Here is a 12,788-nt window from a genome sequence, read left to right on the forward strand (position 1 = left end):
TCACTTTCGTTTCTCTTTCTCCGGGCGGATACCAAACCGAGGGCCGTAGAGACGTTGCCTGCTACGTCTCACGTTCCTCGTTCGCGCCGGATGAATCTGAGAGTTGCGACCGAACCGGCGCCGGATGCGTCGCGATTCCGCGCCAGAACACATCAATCGCGCGGTCCATCCACTCGTGAACGTCGGCCGGCGGCAGGATTCCCCAGAGCGCGTTGTTGCCGAAAATCGTCTGCTGAAAGAGGCGCGCCAACTCCCGCGGCGCCATGTCAGCGCGAATTTCACCCAGGTCCTGGCCGCGCTTCATCACTTGCCCGATCAGTTCCTGTCCGCTTTGCAGCAGCTCACTCATACGAACCGTCAGCTCGGCGTACGAGAAAAGCACTCCCAGCAGGCTGCGCAGCATGATCTGGCTCTGCGCCGGCATCGCTGCGATCCTGTGCCCCAGTTCACGCAGAATGGGTTCGACCGCGGGAGCGTCCGCCGCTTTCGCCGTCACCGAGGTCACGATCGCGCGCTGTCGCTCCGCCATCGCGAGCAGGATCGATTCCTTGCCGGGGAAGTAGTTGAAGAACGTCCCCTTGGCCACGTCGGCCTGCTCGGTGATCTGCTCCACCGTCGTGTTGAAGAATCCGTGCTTGGCAAACAGGCGCATCGCCGCTTCGAAGATGCGCGCGTGAACTTCCGTCCGGCGCCGTTCGCGGCGGCCGGCAGGTTCCGGGTTGAGATCGAGGGTTGTCATGCTGAAGTGACTGTAAGTCAAAAATGACTTCTAGTCAAATAAAAATGACCGAAAGTCATAAGGATATTTTCCGGCAAAAGTTGTCAAGCGCCACGCGGAGACCAATTCCGACCTAAAGCATTGATCCCATTCGCGATATTTTCCCACCGAAGTCTTCCCATTTTCCCCAGGGGAACTGCTACGCTGGAAGCAGGCTCGCGCACAGGCGCGGGTTTTCTGCTCTTTGACAAGTCCGGCGCTAACTCCATTAGGCAACATATTTTGCGTGTAAACTCCTTCAGATCAACAGACCAGCAACAGACCTCGGTTGCTAAGTTCATGATTCCAATCAGACCGAGGGGGGAGGGGGTATATGTCTGATCTGTTTGAGGTCGATACGGTGTAGCGGCGGGTGCCCTCGCCCGTCGGCACGTCATCGCGGATCGTCGGCTGCGGGGGCTGCCCCATTTTTCCGCGCCCCGTTTTTTCGGCGCTGACTTGGGGAACTCGCTTCAGCGGGATGGCCGCTGTGCTCAAATAGCCCAGCGATGTCGCGCACGCTGAAAATCACGCTCAGCTACGATGGCTCCGAATTTCACGGCTGGCAGGTGCAGCCGGGAATGCGCACCGTGCAGGGCACGCTGCAGGAGGCGCTGGCGCGCGTCACCGGAACGCCGGGCCTGCCGCAGAGCTCGGGACGCACCGACGCCGGCGTGCACGCCCTGGGGCAGGTAGTGAGTTGGGCGACGGAATCTCCCATTCCGCCGGCGAACCTGGTAAAGGCGGTGAACGATCTGCTGCCGTCTTCGGTGCGCGTGCTCGCCGTCGAGGAAGTGGCCTCCGATTTTCACGCGCGGCGCTCGGCGAAGAAAAAGACGTATCGCTACCGCATCTATCGCGGCGATATCTGCCCGCCCTTCCTGGCGCGCTACGTCTACCACCATCCGTTTCCGCTGAATGAAGACGCGATGGTGGACGCGGCGCCGCTCGTCGAAGGCGAGCACGACTTCACCTCGTTCGCCGCGGTTGATCCTGACCGCAGCGCGCGAAACGCCGGTGAGCGGAGCGATGGTGGCGACGACGAGCCGCTCTCCAACGTGCGCACCATATTCGAGTCGCGCTGGGAGAGCGACCGCGACGAGCTGATCTACACCGTTTGCGGCTCGGGCTTCCTGCACCACATGGTGCGGAACCTGGTCGGCACATTCCTGCTGGTCGGCAAAGGATCGCTGACGCAGCGCGACCTGCGGCGCATCCTGGAGTTGCGCGACCGCTCCGCCGCCGGCCCAACCGCGCCGGCGAGCGGCCTATGCCTGGTGAGCGTGGAGTATGAAGGCGGCATTTGGTCTTGAGCCCTTGGCAATTAGCCGGGCACTTGAGCCGCGCAGGGTCTTCATCGGACCACCACGGACCTCGGCGGCCAAGTGCTGACGGCTGGGCGCCAGGCGCCGTCTTACGTGAACTTCGCCAGGTCATAGATCCCCAGCGATTTCTCGATTTCGGCGACCTTTTCGACTTCGCCCTCGAAGCCTTCGGCGCCGAACAGCTCGTGTTCGCGCTTTTCGAAGTCTTCGCCGAGAGCGTCGTACTCGTGTTGCGAGACCAGGCTGTGCAGTGCGGGAAAGAGCACGGTGTCTTCGCGCGCCTCGTGCGGCCGATACATCCGGACGAAGTGCGAAATCGCGCCGGCAACCTCGCCGCGGCTGGCGGGTTGCTTCAGCGCGGCGGCAGTGGAGAGCTTCTGGATCTTTTCGGTGTCGTTGCGTCCCGCCTCGTGCTGGCGCCGCAGGACCTTGACCAGGTCCGTTAGCTGGTGCGCCTTCTCGAAGCGCGGGAAGATGTAATCTTCTTCCAGCTTCTCGTGATAGTCCTCGATGAAGCGGCGGATGATGCTGGCCGAATCGGCGAGAAGCTTGGGGTCGAACCTGAGCGCCTGGGCGACGGAGGCGTCGATCCTTCGCAGGCACTCTTCGTAGACCAGCAGCACGCGGTTGAGCAGCCCGTGCTCGCGCATCAGGTCTTCGGTGGGCGAGACGTCTTCTTCCGCCGGGGCGGGTCCGGAGACCTGCTGGGCGATGACGGGCCACGCGGACGCGGCGCCTGTCAGTGCGGCGGTTTTGTAAAGAAAGCTTCGGCGGGTGTGGTTCATGCCAGCCTCCGTATGGCGCGCCCTAGTAGCCTATAGAGCTGTTGATTACAATAAAAGTTGCGCACGCGCCGCTCGGAATGCGCAGATCACCAGCGAGGAAAAAACTTGTCGAGTTCTGCAACCGTTTTGCCGCAGCTGGCCAACCACAAGCTGAAGGTCAAGAAGCCCGGACAGCGCTCCTGCAACGAAAAGGATGCTAAGGGAAAAATCTGCGCCGGTCACTTGAAGCGCTGGTTCTACGCCGACGACGTGAAAGAGCAGGCTTGCGGCGACATTGAGAAGGCGTTCGGCCCGAAGGCCGAGATTTACCGCTGCGAGCACTGCAAGACGCTGTATCTGCCGAACACCGAGGACCCAAGCGGCCTCAACGTCGCCGGCAAAGGCTCGATCTCCACGTTCGGGTTGACGCTGCCGCCGAAAACCTAGCAGTTAGCATTTGGCATTGAGCACTTCGCCCATCAACCCTCTGGCGAGCCAGAAGCCCAGAACCGAAAGCCGGGAGCGCCCTTGAAACCTGCCGAACTCATCTACGACTGGAACACGGTGAACGGCGGCGCGTTCAGGCCCGCGGGTCGCGTGTTGCTCAACGACGAGAGCCTGCGCGACGGCCTGCAATCTCCCTCGGTCAAAGATCCCACGCTCGATGAGAAGGTCGAGATCCTCCACCTGATGGAAGCTCTGGGCATCAACATGCTCGACATCGGGCTTCCTGGCGCGGGCAAGCGCGCCTACGAGCAATGCGAGCGCCTGGCGCGCGAGATCGCCACGGCGAAGCTTGCCATCCGGCCCAACTGCGCCGCGCGCACGCACAAGAACGACATCACGCCCATCGCCGAGATCTCGCAAAAGGCCGGCATCCAGATCGAGGCCGCGACCTTCATCGGCTCCAGCCCGATTCGCCGCTACGCCGAGAACTGGACCGGCGACTTCCTGCTCAAGACCACCGAAGAAGCGGTGAAGTACGTCGTCTCGCTCGGGCTTCCGGCGATGTTTGTCACCGAAGACACCACACGCTGCGATCCCGAGACGGTGAAGCGGCTGTATGCGACCGCCATCAACTGCGGCGCGCGCTCCATCGTCATCTGCGACACGGTGGGACACGTGACGCCGACTGGCGTGACCAACCTGGTCCGCTTCGTGATCGAGGAAGTGGTGAAGCCGTCCGGCGAAACCATCCGCGTGGACTGGCACGGGCATTGCGATCGCGGACTTGCCATCGCCAATTCGCTCGCCGCACTGGCGGCTGGATGCGAATGCGTGCACGCGACCGCCATCGGCGTGGGCGAACGCGTGGGCAACACGCAGATGGACCAGATGCTGGTGAACCTGAAGCTGATGGGCGTCGAGCCTTGGACGCAGCAGGACCTGACGCGGCTGAAGGATTATTGCGCGGCCGTCTCGCGCGCGACGGGCGTTCCGATCCCCAGGAACTATCCCGTGCTCGGCGACGACGCCTTCCGCACCGCCACCGGCGTTCACGCCGCGGCGGTGATCAAGGCGCTGCGCAAAAACGACGTCGAGCTGGCCAACACCGTTTATTCCGGCGTTCCGTCACACTTCTTCGGCCTCGAGCAGGTGATCGAGATCGGCCCCATGTCGGGCAAGTCGAACGTGCTGTTCTGGCTGGAGCGGCGCGGAATGAAGGTGAGTGAAGACGTGGTGGAGCGCATCTACCAGCGCGCCAAGCAGAGCGACCGCACGTTAACGGAAGCCGAGATCCTCGCCTGCTGCAAGCGATGAAATTGCCGAATTGCCGAACCGCGGAATGGCCGAATTGGAGATGTGCTGCCAATTCCGCAGTCCGGCGCTTCCGCAATTCGGCAATGTGCACGGCTCGCAAGTTCGGCGTCGCGGCGGTAGTATGGCTGTTCTTCGCCGTGATGCTTTCCTCGCAGGCAGACACCAAACCGGACACGCTGCCGCCCCAGCAGGAAGTGGCGCGCGTGGCGGCGCTGCCTGCAGTCCACGCGGCCTTCCAGTGGTTCCAGTCGCATGAGCGCGAGATCAGCGAGCGCCAGCTGGAGATGGTGAGGATCCCTTCGCCGCCGTTTGGCGAGGCGGCGCGATCGCGCTGGCTGCGCGAGCGCTTCCGCGATGCCGGATTACGTGAGGTCCACTCCGACCCGTTGGGCAATGTGTTCGGTGTAAGGCGCGGCTCCGACGAGAGGGCGAAGTACGTCGCGATCACGGCGCACATCGACACCGTGTTTCCCGCCGGGACGCAGCTGGAGGTCCGCCGCGACGGCGAGAAGCTGCTCGGGCCCGGCATCAGCGACAACGGCGCGGGCGTGATGGCACTGCTGGCGGTGGCGCAGGCGATGCACGCGGCGGAAGTCCGCAACGTGGCGCCGATCGTCTTCATCGGCAACGTCGGGGAAGAAGGCGAAGGCGACCTGCGCGGCATGCGCCACGTGTTCAGCGATCCGAAGTGGAAGGACGCGATTGCGGCCACGCTGGTGATTGATGGCGCGTCGAGCGACACCATCGTGGCGCAGGCGCTGGGCAGCCGCCGCTTCGAGGTCACGGTGCGCGGCCCAGGCGGACACTCCTGGAGCGACTTCGGCGCGCCCAATCCCATCGTGCTGCTGTCGCGCGCGATCGCGCAAATGAGCCTGATTCCGCTGCCCGCCTCTCCGAAGACGACGCTGAACATCGGCGTCATCAGCGGTGGCACGAGCGTGAACTCGATTCCCGAGAGCGCCTCGATCCGCGTGGACATGCGCTCCTCGTCGACCGAGCAACTGGAGCGCGTGGAGGCGGCCATGCGGCAGGCGGTGACGCGCGCGCTGGCTTCCGGCAACGGCGTGGCCGGCGTGAGCTACGAGGTGCGGCAGATCGGCGAGCGTCCTGCGGGCGACCTGGCGGAGACCTCGCGCCTGCTCGCCATCATGCGCGCCGTGGATGTGCACCTGGGAAATCCGTCGCGCGTCACGCGCGCCTCAACCGATGCGAACCTCCCCATCTCGCAGGGACGCGAAGCCCTGGCCGTGGGCGGAGGCGGTTCGGGCGGCGGCGCGCATACGGTGCACGAATGGTTCGATCCGCGGGGGCGCGATTTGGGACTGAAGCGGATCCTGCTCGCGGCGCTGGCGGTGGCAGGAGCGAAGTAGGGCAGTTTCGAGTTTCCCGTTTTCAAATTTCCAGCAAACTCCACTCAAATGATGAAGACGACATTGTTAATCTGCAGCATTCTGTTCGTGGCCGGCGCGGCGGTAATGATGAGCGACGACGCCAAGAGAAAACCCGCTCTTGCCGACGGCAAGGAAAAAACCCCCGCGCCGGACGTGATCTTCGTCAACGGCGATATTTATCCAGGCGCGCGCTTCGTGGCGAACGGCAGGGGCGGATTGCGCGGAGAGAGCGTGGGGCCGCGGGCACAGGCGATGGCGGTGCGCGACGGGCGCATCGTCGCGGTAGGCACGACGGCCGAAATCAGCAAACTAAAGGGCAAGGACACCGAAGTCGTCGACCTCGGCGGACGGTTTGTCATGCCGGGATTCAACGACGCGCACCTGCACCTGGCCAACGGCGGCTTCGAGCAACTGAACGTGAACCTGGTGGGAACCAAGTCGCTCGACGAGATGTTGCAGCGCATCGCGGCGCGCGCCGCCCAGACCAACCCGGGCGAGTGGGTTGTTGGCCGCGGTTGGGACGAAACCAAGTGGACGGCGCCGCAACTGCCGACGCGCCAGGACCTGGACAAGGTGACCGGCGATCATCCCGCATTCTTCGGGCGGGTGGATGGGCACTCGATCGTGGCCAACACGGCGGCGCTGAAGCTGGCGGGGGTAACCCGCGAAACGCCCGACCCGATGGGCGGAAAGATCGTGCGCGACGCGCAGGGCGAAGCCACCGGTGTGATGCGCGACACCGCCGAAAACCTGGTCACGCGCGCGCAGGGGACGCTGGCCAGCGGGGCCACGCGACAGGGCGTGTCGTCGCCCGGCGCGCCTTCACAGCGGCGAAAAGCCGCCGAGCTGGCGCTGGCGGACGCGGCGCGCTGGGGCGTCACCTCGGCGCAGGACAACTCCGCCTGGGAGGACTTCCTCGTCTATGAGGACCTGGAGCGCGAAGGCAAGCTGACGCTGCGCATCAGCGAGTGGCTGCCGTTCGATGCGCCGCTCGCCACCTTGCAGGCGCACCGCGCACACCATGCCGCGACCGATGCGCTGTTGCATACCGGCATGCTGAAGGGCTTCATGGATGGGTCGCTCGGGTCGCACAGCGCAGCCATGCTGGCGCCCTACGCAGACGAGCCGAAGAATGCCGGCCTGCCGCGCTACGAGGCCACGCGCTTGAACACGATGGCGGAGGAGCGCTCACTGGCGGGGTTCCAGCTGGGCTTCCACGCCATCGGCGACCGCGGAGCGCAGATGGCGCTTGATGCCTTCGGCGTGGCGCAGCGGGCGGCCCAGGCACGCGACTTCCGCAACCGCATCGAGCACGCACAGGTCACTACGCCGGCGCAGTTCCGCCAATTCCACGAGCTGAACGTGATCGCGTCCATGCAGCCCTGCCACCTGCTCACCGACATGAACTGGGCGGTGGCGCGCCTGGGGCCGGAGCGGGCCAGAACGTCGTACGCCTGGCGGAGTCTACTCGACCATGGGGTCTGGCTGGCGTTCGGGACCGACTATCCCGTGGAGCCGATCACGCCGTTCCGGGGGATCTACGCGGCGCTGACCCGCAAGAACGAGGCGGGCACGAAGGAATATTTTCCCGAGCAGAGGCTGACCATCGAAGAGGCGATAGCGGGATATACGACCGGAGCGGCCTACGCTCAGTTCGCCGAGCGGGAGAAGGGCACGCTGGAAAAGGGCAAGCTGGCGGACTTCGTGGTGCTCGATCGCGACCTGGTGAAGGCCGCGCCGGCCGAGATTCTCGGCACGCAAGTGTTGCGAACGGTAGTCGGCGGGAAGACGGTGTACGAGGCGAGATAACCCCGCCGGCCCTGGCTGCGTCTGCCAGGGCCATTGGGAGGCATCGTTGACCCTCGTCAAGGCCGCGAAGATTCGCTATTTGTTCGCCTGCCGAGGCTACGGAAATCGTTGCAAGCAGCCTCTGGAATTGCGTACACTCTGCTCCGCGTCAAGCCTTCCAGCCGGGGCCCATCGGCTGAACCCGGGTACCGGGTCCTTGCATACCAAACCAGCGGAACGCGACAGCTGGGAAGACCGGGGCTTTTAGCAGGACACCTGATCGACGCATGACTTTCTTGGTTGTGGTGGTATTGCGATGGCTGCGCCAGCGGGCTGCGGCTGCTGCTCCGCGAAAGGAGCGCGACCGGCTGGTATTCGGCGCGTCGGGCGTGAAGGCGGTTTATGGAATAGGCGCGGTGGTCGCCCTGGCCATTCTCCTGACCCTGCTGGATAACCATCAGCCGGCCTGGCTGGTAGCCGTTCCCGGCCTGTTCCTGGGCCTCTTTCTTTACTCCTGGCCGGCCGACATCGTGCTGGACGCCGCCGGGATCGCGCAACGCCACTGGTGGGGCCGCAAGGTGGTGATCGCGTGGAACGAAGTCTCCAGCATCTGCCATCGCAGCGGCGACAACAGCACCTTCGTCTTCGCCCAGGACGGCCGCGACATTCGCCACACCGGCTTCCACGCCGATTCAGCACGCTTCCAGGCAGAAGTGAAGTCGCGCTCGCAGGTCTCGCAGGTGGGCGACTGGGACGCGGTGCCGTCGCTGATTCGGGCGTAAAGCGCTCTCCACGTTCCGCCTTCCGCTCTCCGCTATCCGCCAAACCCAGAGCTGGACTGTAAACTCGCCTCGTGACCTTGCGCACCGTCAAAGCCCACGTTTTGCTGGTCCTGGTGACGCTGGTGTGGGGAGCGACGTTCGTGCAGATCAAGGACGTTCTGCGCGACATCTCACCGCTGCTGTTCAACACCGTGCGCATGTGCCTGGCGGCGGTGACGCTGGCGCTGATTTTCCGGCGGGACATGGGTCGCATCCGCAAGGCGGTCCTGGCCGACGGTGTGCTGGTCGGGGCGATGCTGTGGCTGGGATATGAGTTCCAGAGTACGGGCCTGGCGCGCACTACGCCCTCGAAGTCGGCCTTCCTCACCGGCGTTTCGGTCGTGCTGGTGCCGGTGTTCCTGGGAGTTTTCTGGCGGAAGCGGTTCACCGGCTGGACGTGGGCGGGCGTGCTGCTGGCCTTCGCCGGGCTCTACCTGATGAGCGTGCCCGGCGGGATGGCGCAATGGCAGGCAATCAATACTGGCGACCTGCTCACGCTGGCGTGCGCTGTGGCCTTCGGCTTCCAAATCATTCTTGTGGGGCGGGCGTCGAGCCGGCATGGATTCGAACCGATCGCGTTCCTGCAAATTGCCGCGGCGGCGGTGCTGATGGCGTTCACCGTGCCGCTGGTGGAGCAACCGCATGCGGTGTGGTCGGGGAGGGTGCTGACCGCCATCGTAGTGACCGGCCTGCTGGGGACGGCGGGCGCCTTTAGCGTCCAGGCGTGGGCGCAGCAGTTCACGTCGCCCACTTATGCGGCGCTGATTTTTTCGCTGGAGCCGGTGTTTGCCTGGCTCACGTCGTACCTTGTGCTGGGCGAGCGGCTGGGATACCGCGCGGGCGCAGGCGCGGCGCTGATCCTCGGCGGCATTCTGACAGCGGAGTTGAAGGGCTCGCCCGCCGACGAGGCAGCGAGCTAGTCCGCTGGGGTTAGCCCCGCCGGCGCCGCTGCGGCAGCGGTTTCTGGCCCACCGTGCCAAAAAAAAAGAATCACCCATGCCTGCAAGTTTCGTTGGACCGGTAGTTCATAGCTGCAGGGAGTAGTGTGCCGCGCGCGGAACGCAGACACCGCGTCGAAAACGCTGCAAACGGCGCTCCCATTCAGCTCAAATCGGCGTGTGACGGAAAGGCATTTTCCTGCGTCTAACATTACAGAGGCCGTTTCTAACCGGCTTCAGCAGACGAACGTGTCCTCATTCCGAGAGAGCTATAATCGTTTGTTAGGTAAGTGGAGGCAGAACGAATATGAGTGCGCGCGCACGCGCAACCATGGAACGTTTCCTGAATAGCCGCTGGGCGTCAACCGTCCTGGTGCTGGCAACGCTGGCGGTGGGAATCCTGATCGGGACCATCATCAGCAACGGCGTCAAGGGCAGAGCGCTGGCGGCCTTCGACAGCTCCGATGCGACTCCTCTGCAGCTGCCGGCGCCGAAGCAGTTGTCGAACGCGTTCGCGACCATCGCCAAGCAGGTGGAACCGTCGGTCGTGAACATCAACACCGAATCCATCAGCAAGCCGGAGCCTGCGCAGCGGCGCCGCCGCGGGCAGCCGCCCGATGACGACAACCAGAGCCCGTTTGACGATTTCTTCGACCGCTTCTTCGGCGGACAGGGCGGGCCGCCGCCCGAGGGCAGCCGCGAGCGTGCCCTGGGTTCGGGCGTGATCATGGATACCAAGGGTTACATCGTGACCAACGCGCACGTGGTGGACGGCGCGGACCGCATCAAGGTGAAACTGATGGACGATCCGCCGGGGACCGACTATCCGGCGAAGGTCATCGGCGTGGACAAGGAAACCGACTTGGCGGTGATCAAAATTGAGCCCAAGCGGCCTATCCAGGCCGCCAAGATAGGGAACTCCGACTCGGCGCAGGTGGGCGACTGGGTGCTGGCGGTGGGCAGCCCGTTCGGACTCGAGGCCACGGTGACGGCGGGAATCGTTTCGGCGAAAGGGCGCAGCAACATCGTTCCGCGCCGCCAATTCCAATCGTTCCTGCAGACCGACGCGGCCATCAACCCCGGCAACTCGGGCGGGCCGCTGGTGAACATGGACGGCGAAGTGATCGGCATCAACACCGCCATCTACACGCAGGGGTTCTCGACCGGATACCAGGGCGTGGGCTTTGCGCTGCCTTCGGCGACGGTGGCCAAGGTCTATAACGACCTGATCGGGCCTGAGCACCGGGTTACGCGCGGATCGATCGGCGTGGTGTTCAACGCGCAGGAGAATCCGGCGGTGGCGCGCATCTATGGCAACGGAGTGACCATCAGCCAGGTGCCGCCCAACGGCCCGGCTGCGGCTGCGGGGCTGAAGGAAGGCGACACGATCGTCGCGGTCGACGGCAAGCCGGTGAAGAGCGGCGACGAGCTGGTGTCTGACATCAGCAGCCGCAGGCCGGGCAGCCAGGTGAAGCTCGACTACATGCGCGACGGGAAGCGCCAGACCGCGGCGCTGACCGTGGCCGACCGCGCCAAGCTGTTCCCGACCGAAGGCGAGACGGCAGAAGAACTGGGCGGACCGGCGCAGCCGACCGAAAGCAAGCTGGGCGTGACCATCGCACCGCTGACGCCCGAGCAGGCAATGCGGCTAGGCGTTCCGGCGGGCAAGGGCGTGGTGGTGACTCGCGTCAAGCCGGGCTCGTTTGCCGACGACATCGGCGTGAACCGCGGCGACGTGATCCTGCAGATCAACAAGCAACCGGTGAACAGCGAGGCCGACTTTACCCGCATCGAGGGGCAGCTGAAGAGCGGGCAGGACGTGGCGCTGCTCGTTCACCAGGGCGGCCGGCAGGGTGGAAGCATCTTCCTGGCGGGGACGTTGCCATAAGGCGGTCGTTAGTCGTCGGTTCGTGGGCGGAAAACCTCGGGGCGTCGATGGAAGCGGAGACCCGTCCGTCGCTGAATTAGGGCGGAAAATGGGGACGATGTGCATTCCGACCGCTTCGTAAGCTGCTGAAATTCAAGGCCCATGTTCCGGTACCGCGGGACATGGGCCTTGGTTATCCTGACCGGCCACTTTCTGCTGGCCAGCCAGCACCGAAATAGGCGATCATGTCGGCCGGTTCGTTCCCTAAGTCGGAACGAGCAGGGTCAATTCCCGGCGGCTCTGGCCGGGTAACGAAAACCCTGACGAGGTGGCATTCTTGGGGCGAGCTGGGATTCGCCAGGTGGTTGCGATCGCAGTGCTCGGGCTGCTGGCGGCGACATCCGCCGGCGCGGCCGCCCATTCCACCAGGAAGTCCAGCCGCAAGGCTTCGGTCCACGCGGCGAAGTCGAAATCGAAGAAAAGCTCAAGGAAGGCGAGCCGACAGGCCTGGCGCCACCGGCAGCAGGTGGTGGACCCGGCGCGGGCGACCGAGATTCAGGCGGCGCTGATCCGCGCGCACTACCTGAATGGCGAGCCGACCGGCAAGTGGGACGCCGCCACCAAGTCCGCCATGGCGCGCTACCAGGAAGACAACGGCTGGCAGACCAAGAAGGTGCCCGACTCGCGGGCGCTCATCAAGCTGGGGCTGGGGCCGGACCGCAACCAGCTCATCAATCCTGACACCGCCTTCATCGCCATGCCCGAGCCGGCCAACAAGGGCGGCGGACAGCAGCAGTAAGCCCCTTCGAAGCTTTCAGTTCTCGGTTCTCAGATAAACCCTCCATCCGGTAGTGTGTGCGGTTGTCGAAAACTCGCCGGTTTGGCGTGTGTTGTTCGAGGGAGGGAACGGATGAAGACGGAACTGCTGACGATTTTGCTACTGCTGTTGTTCGCCGTGCAGGCGTTTGCCGCTGACGCGCCCAGGCGCCAGGTCATCAACCTGGCGAACCGGCGTCCGAACCTGCCGTTCAGCGACGCGGTGATGGTGGGCGACACACTGTATCTTTCCGGCCGGATCGGGATCGATCCGAAGACAAACCTGCCGCCGGCCGGCATCGAGCAGGAAGCGCGCTTGCTGCTCGACGGCTTCAAGGCCGTGCTCGCCGAGGCGGGCATGACGATGGACGACTTGGTGTCGGTGCAGGTGTGCTGTCCCGATGTGTCGCTGTTCGACCGCTGGAATGCCGTTTACAAAACGTACTTCAAAGGCGATCTGCCGGCGCGCGCGTTTCTCGGCTCGGGGCCCCTGCTGTTCGGGGCGCACTTCGAGATGATGGGCATTGCGGTGAAAACGAAGGCAAAAGGAAAGAAGTAAA

General features: G+C 64.4%; 12 protein-coding genes. 10 read left to right on the plus strand and 2 right to left on the minus strand.

Going from position 1 to position 12,788, the window contains the following annotated elements:
• Positions 1-61: 61 nt before the first annotated feature.
• Positions 62-739 (minus strand): helix-turn-helix domain-containing protein, encoded by a 678-nt coding sequence (locus VFA60_08840; protein HZQ91883.1) that lies wholly within the window; start codon positions 737-739, stop codon positions 62-64.
• A gap of 527 nt (positions 740-1,266) precedes the next feature.
• Between VFA60_08840 and truA the strand changes: the two genes are divergently transcribed.
• Positions 1,267-2,070, plus strand: a complete 804-nt coding sequence (truA, locus tag VFA60_08845) for a tRNA pseudouridine(38-40) synthase TruA (GenBank protein ID HZQ91884.1) — start codon at positions 1,267-1,269, stop codon at positions 2,068-2,070.
• 101 nt (positions 2,071-2,171) lie between these two features.
• Here truA and VFA60_08850 read toward each other — a convergent pair whose 3' ends face one another.
• Complete coding sequence (locus tag VFA60_08850; GenBank protein ID HZQ91885.1) at positions 2,172-2,867, minus strand: hemerythrin domain-containing protein; 696 nt, start codon at positions 2,865-2,867, stop codon at positions 2,172-2,174.
• Positions 2,868-2,972: 105 nt separating this feature from the next.
• Here VFA60_08850 and VFA60_08855 point away from each other — a divergent pair, with 105 nt between their 5' ends.
• From VFA60_08855 to VFA60_08895, 9 genes are all read left to right on the plus strand, one after another.
• A complete protein-coding gene (locus tag VFA60_08855; GenBank protein ID HZQ91886.1) occupies positions 2,973-3,293 on the plus strand; it encodes a hypothetical protein in 321 nt (106 codons plus the stop codon).
• Positions 3,294-3,374: 81 nt separating this feature from the next.
• A complete protein-coding gene (locus tag VFA60_08860; GenBank protein HZQ91887.1) occupies positions 3,375-4,607 on the plus strand; it encodes a LeuA family protein in 1,233 nt (410 codons plus the stop codon).
• A gap of 83 nt (positions 4,608-4,690) precedes the next feature.
• Positions 4,691-5,977, plus strand: a complete 1,287-nt coding sequence (locus VFA60_08865; protein ID HZQ91888.1) for a M20/M25/M40 family metallo-hydrolase — start codon at positions 4,691-4,693, stop codon at positions 5,975-5,977.
• A 63-nt stretch (positions 5,978-6,040) separates the two neighbouring features.
• Positions 6,041-7,807 (plus strand): amidohydrolase family protein, encoded by a 1,767-nt coding sequence (locus VFA60_08870; GenBank protein ID HZQ91889.1) that lies wholly within the window; start codon positions 6,041-6,043, stop codon positions 7,805-7,807.
• 266 nt (positions 7,808-8,073) lie between these two features.
• Positions 8,074-8,568 (plus strand): hypothetical protein, encoded by a 495-nt coding sequence (locus VFA60_08875; GenBank protein ID HZQ91890.1) that lies wholly within the window; start codon positions 8,074-8,076, stop codon positions 8,566-8,568.
• Positions 8,569-8,639: 71 nt separating this feature from the next.
• A complete protein-coding gene (locus VFA60_08880; protein ID HZQ91891.1) occupies positions 8,640-9,527 on the plus strand; it encodes a DMT family transporter in 888 nt (295 codons plus the stop codon).
• Between the two features lie 349 nt (positions 9,528-9,876).
• The gene (locus tag VFA60_08885; protein ID HZQ91892.1) at positions 9,877-11,433 is read left to right on the plus strand and encodes a Do family serine endopeptidase; all 1,557 of its coding nucleotides are present in this window, start codon (positions 9,877-9,879) and stop codon (positions 11,431-11,433) included.
• Positions 11,434-11,749: 316 nt separating this feature from the next.
• Complete coding sequence (locus tag VFA60_08890; protein HZQ91893.1) at positions 11,750-12,211, plus strand: peptidoglycan-binding domain-containing protein; 462 nt, start codon at positions 11,750-11,752, stop codon at positions 12,209-12,211.
• A 111-nt stretch (positions 12,212-12,322) separates the two neighbouring features.
• Positions 12,323-12,787: a RidA family protein gene (locus VFA60_08895; protein HZQ91894.1), complete on the plus strand. Its 465-nt coding sequence runs from the start codon at positions 12,323-12,325 to the stop codon at positions 12,785-12,787.
• The last annotated feature ends 1 nt before the right edge of the window (position 12,788 follow it).

Source organism: Terriglobales bacterium (genome assembly GCA_035651995.1).
Taxonomy (GTDB): Bacteria; Acidobacteriota; Terriglobia; order Terriglobales; family Acidobacteriaceae; genus DASRER01.

Bases quoted from the DNA above. Each gene is read 5' to 3' on its own strand.
- VFA60_08840 (HZQ91883.1), bottom strand. From the start codon at position 739: ATGACAACCCTCGATCTCAACCCGGAACCTGCCGGCCGCCGCGAACGG.
- VFA60_08895 (HZQ91894.1), top strand. From the start codon at position 12,323: ATGAAGACGGAACTGCTGACGATTTTGCTACTGCTGTTGTTCGCCGTG.
- truA (HZQ91884.1), top strand. From the start codon at position 1,267: ATGTCGCGCACGCTGAAAATCACGCTCAGCTACGATGGCTCCGAATTT.
- VFA60_08865 (HZQ91888.1), top strand. From the start codon at position 4,691: ATGTGCACGGCTCGCAAGTTCGGCGTCGCGGCGGTAGTATGGCTGTTC.
- VFA60_08850 (HZQ91885.1), bottom strand. From the start codon at position 2,867: ATGAACCACACCCGCCGAAGCTTTCTTTACAAAACCGCCGCACTGACA.
- VFA60_08885 (HZQ91892.1), top strand. From the start codon at position 9,877: ATGGAACGTTTCCTGAATAGCCGCTGGGCGTCAACCGTCCTGGTGCTG.
- VFA60_08875 (HZQ91890.1), top strand. From the start codon at position 8,074: ATGACTTTCTTGGTTGTGGTGGTATTGCGATGGCTGCGCCAGCGGGCT.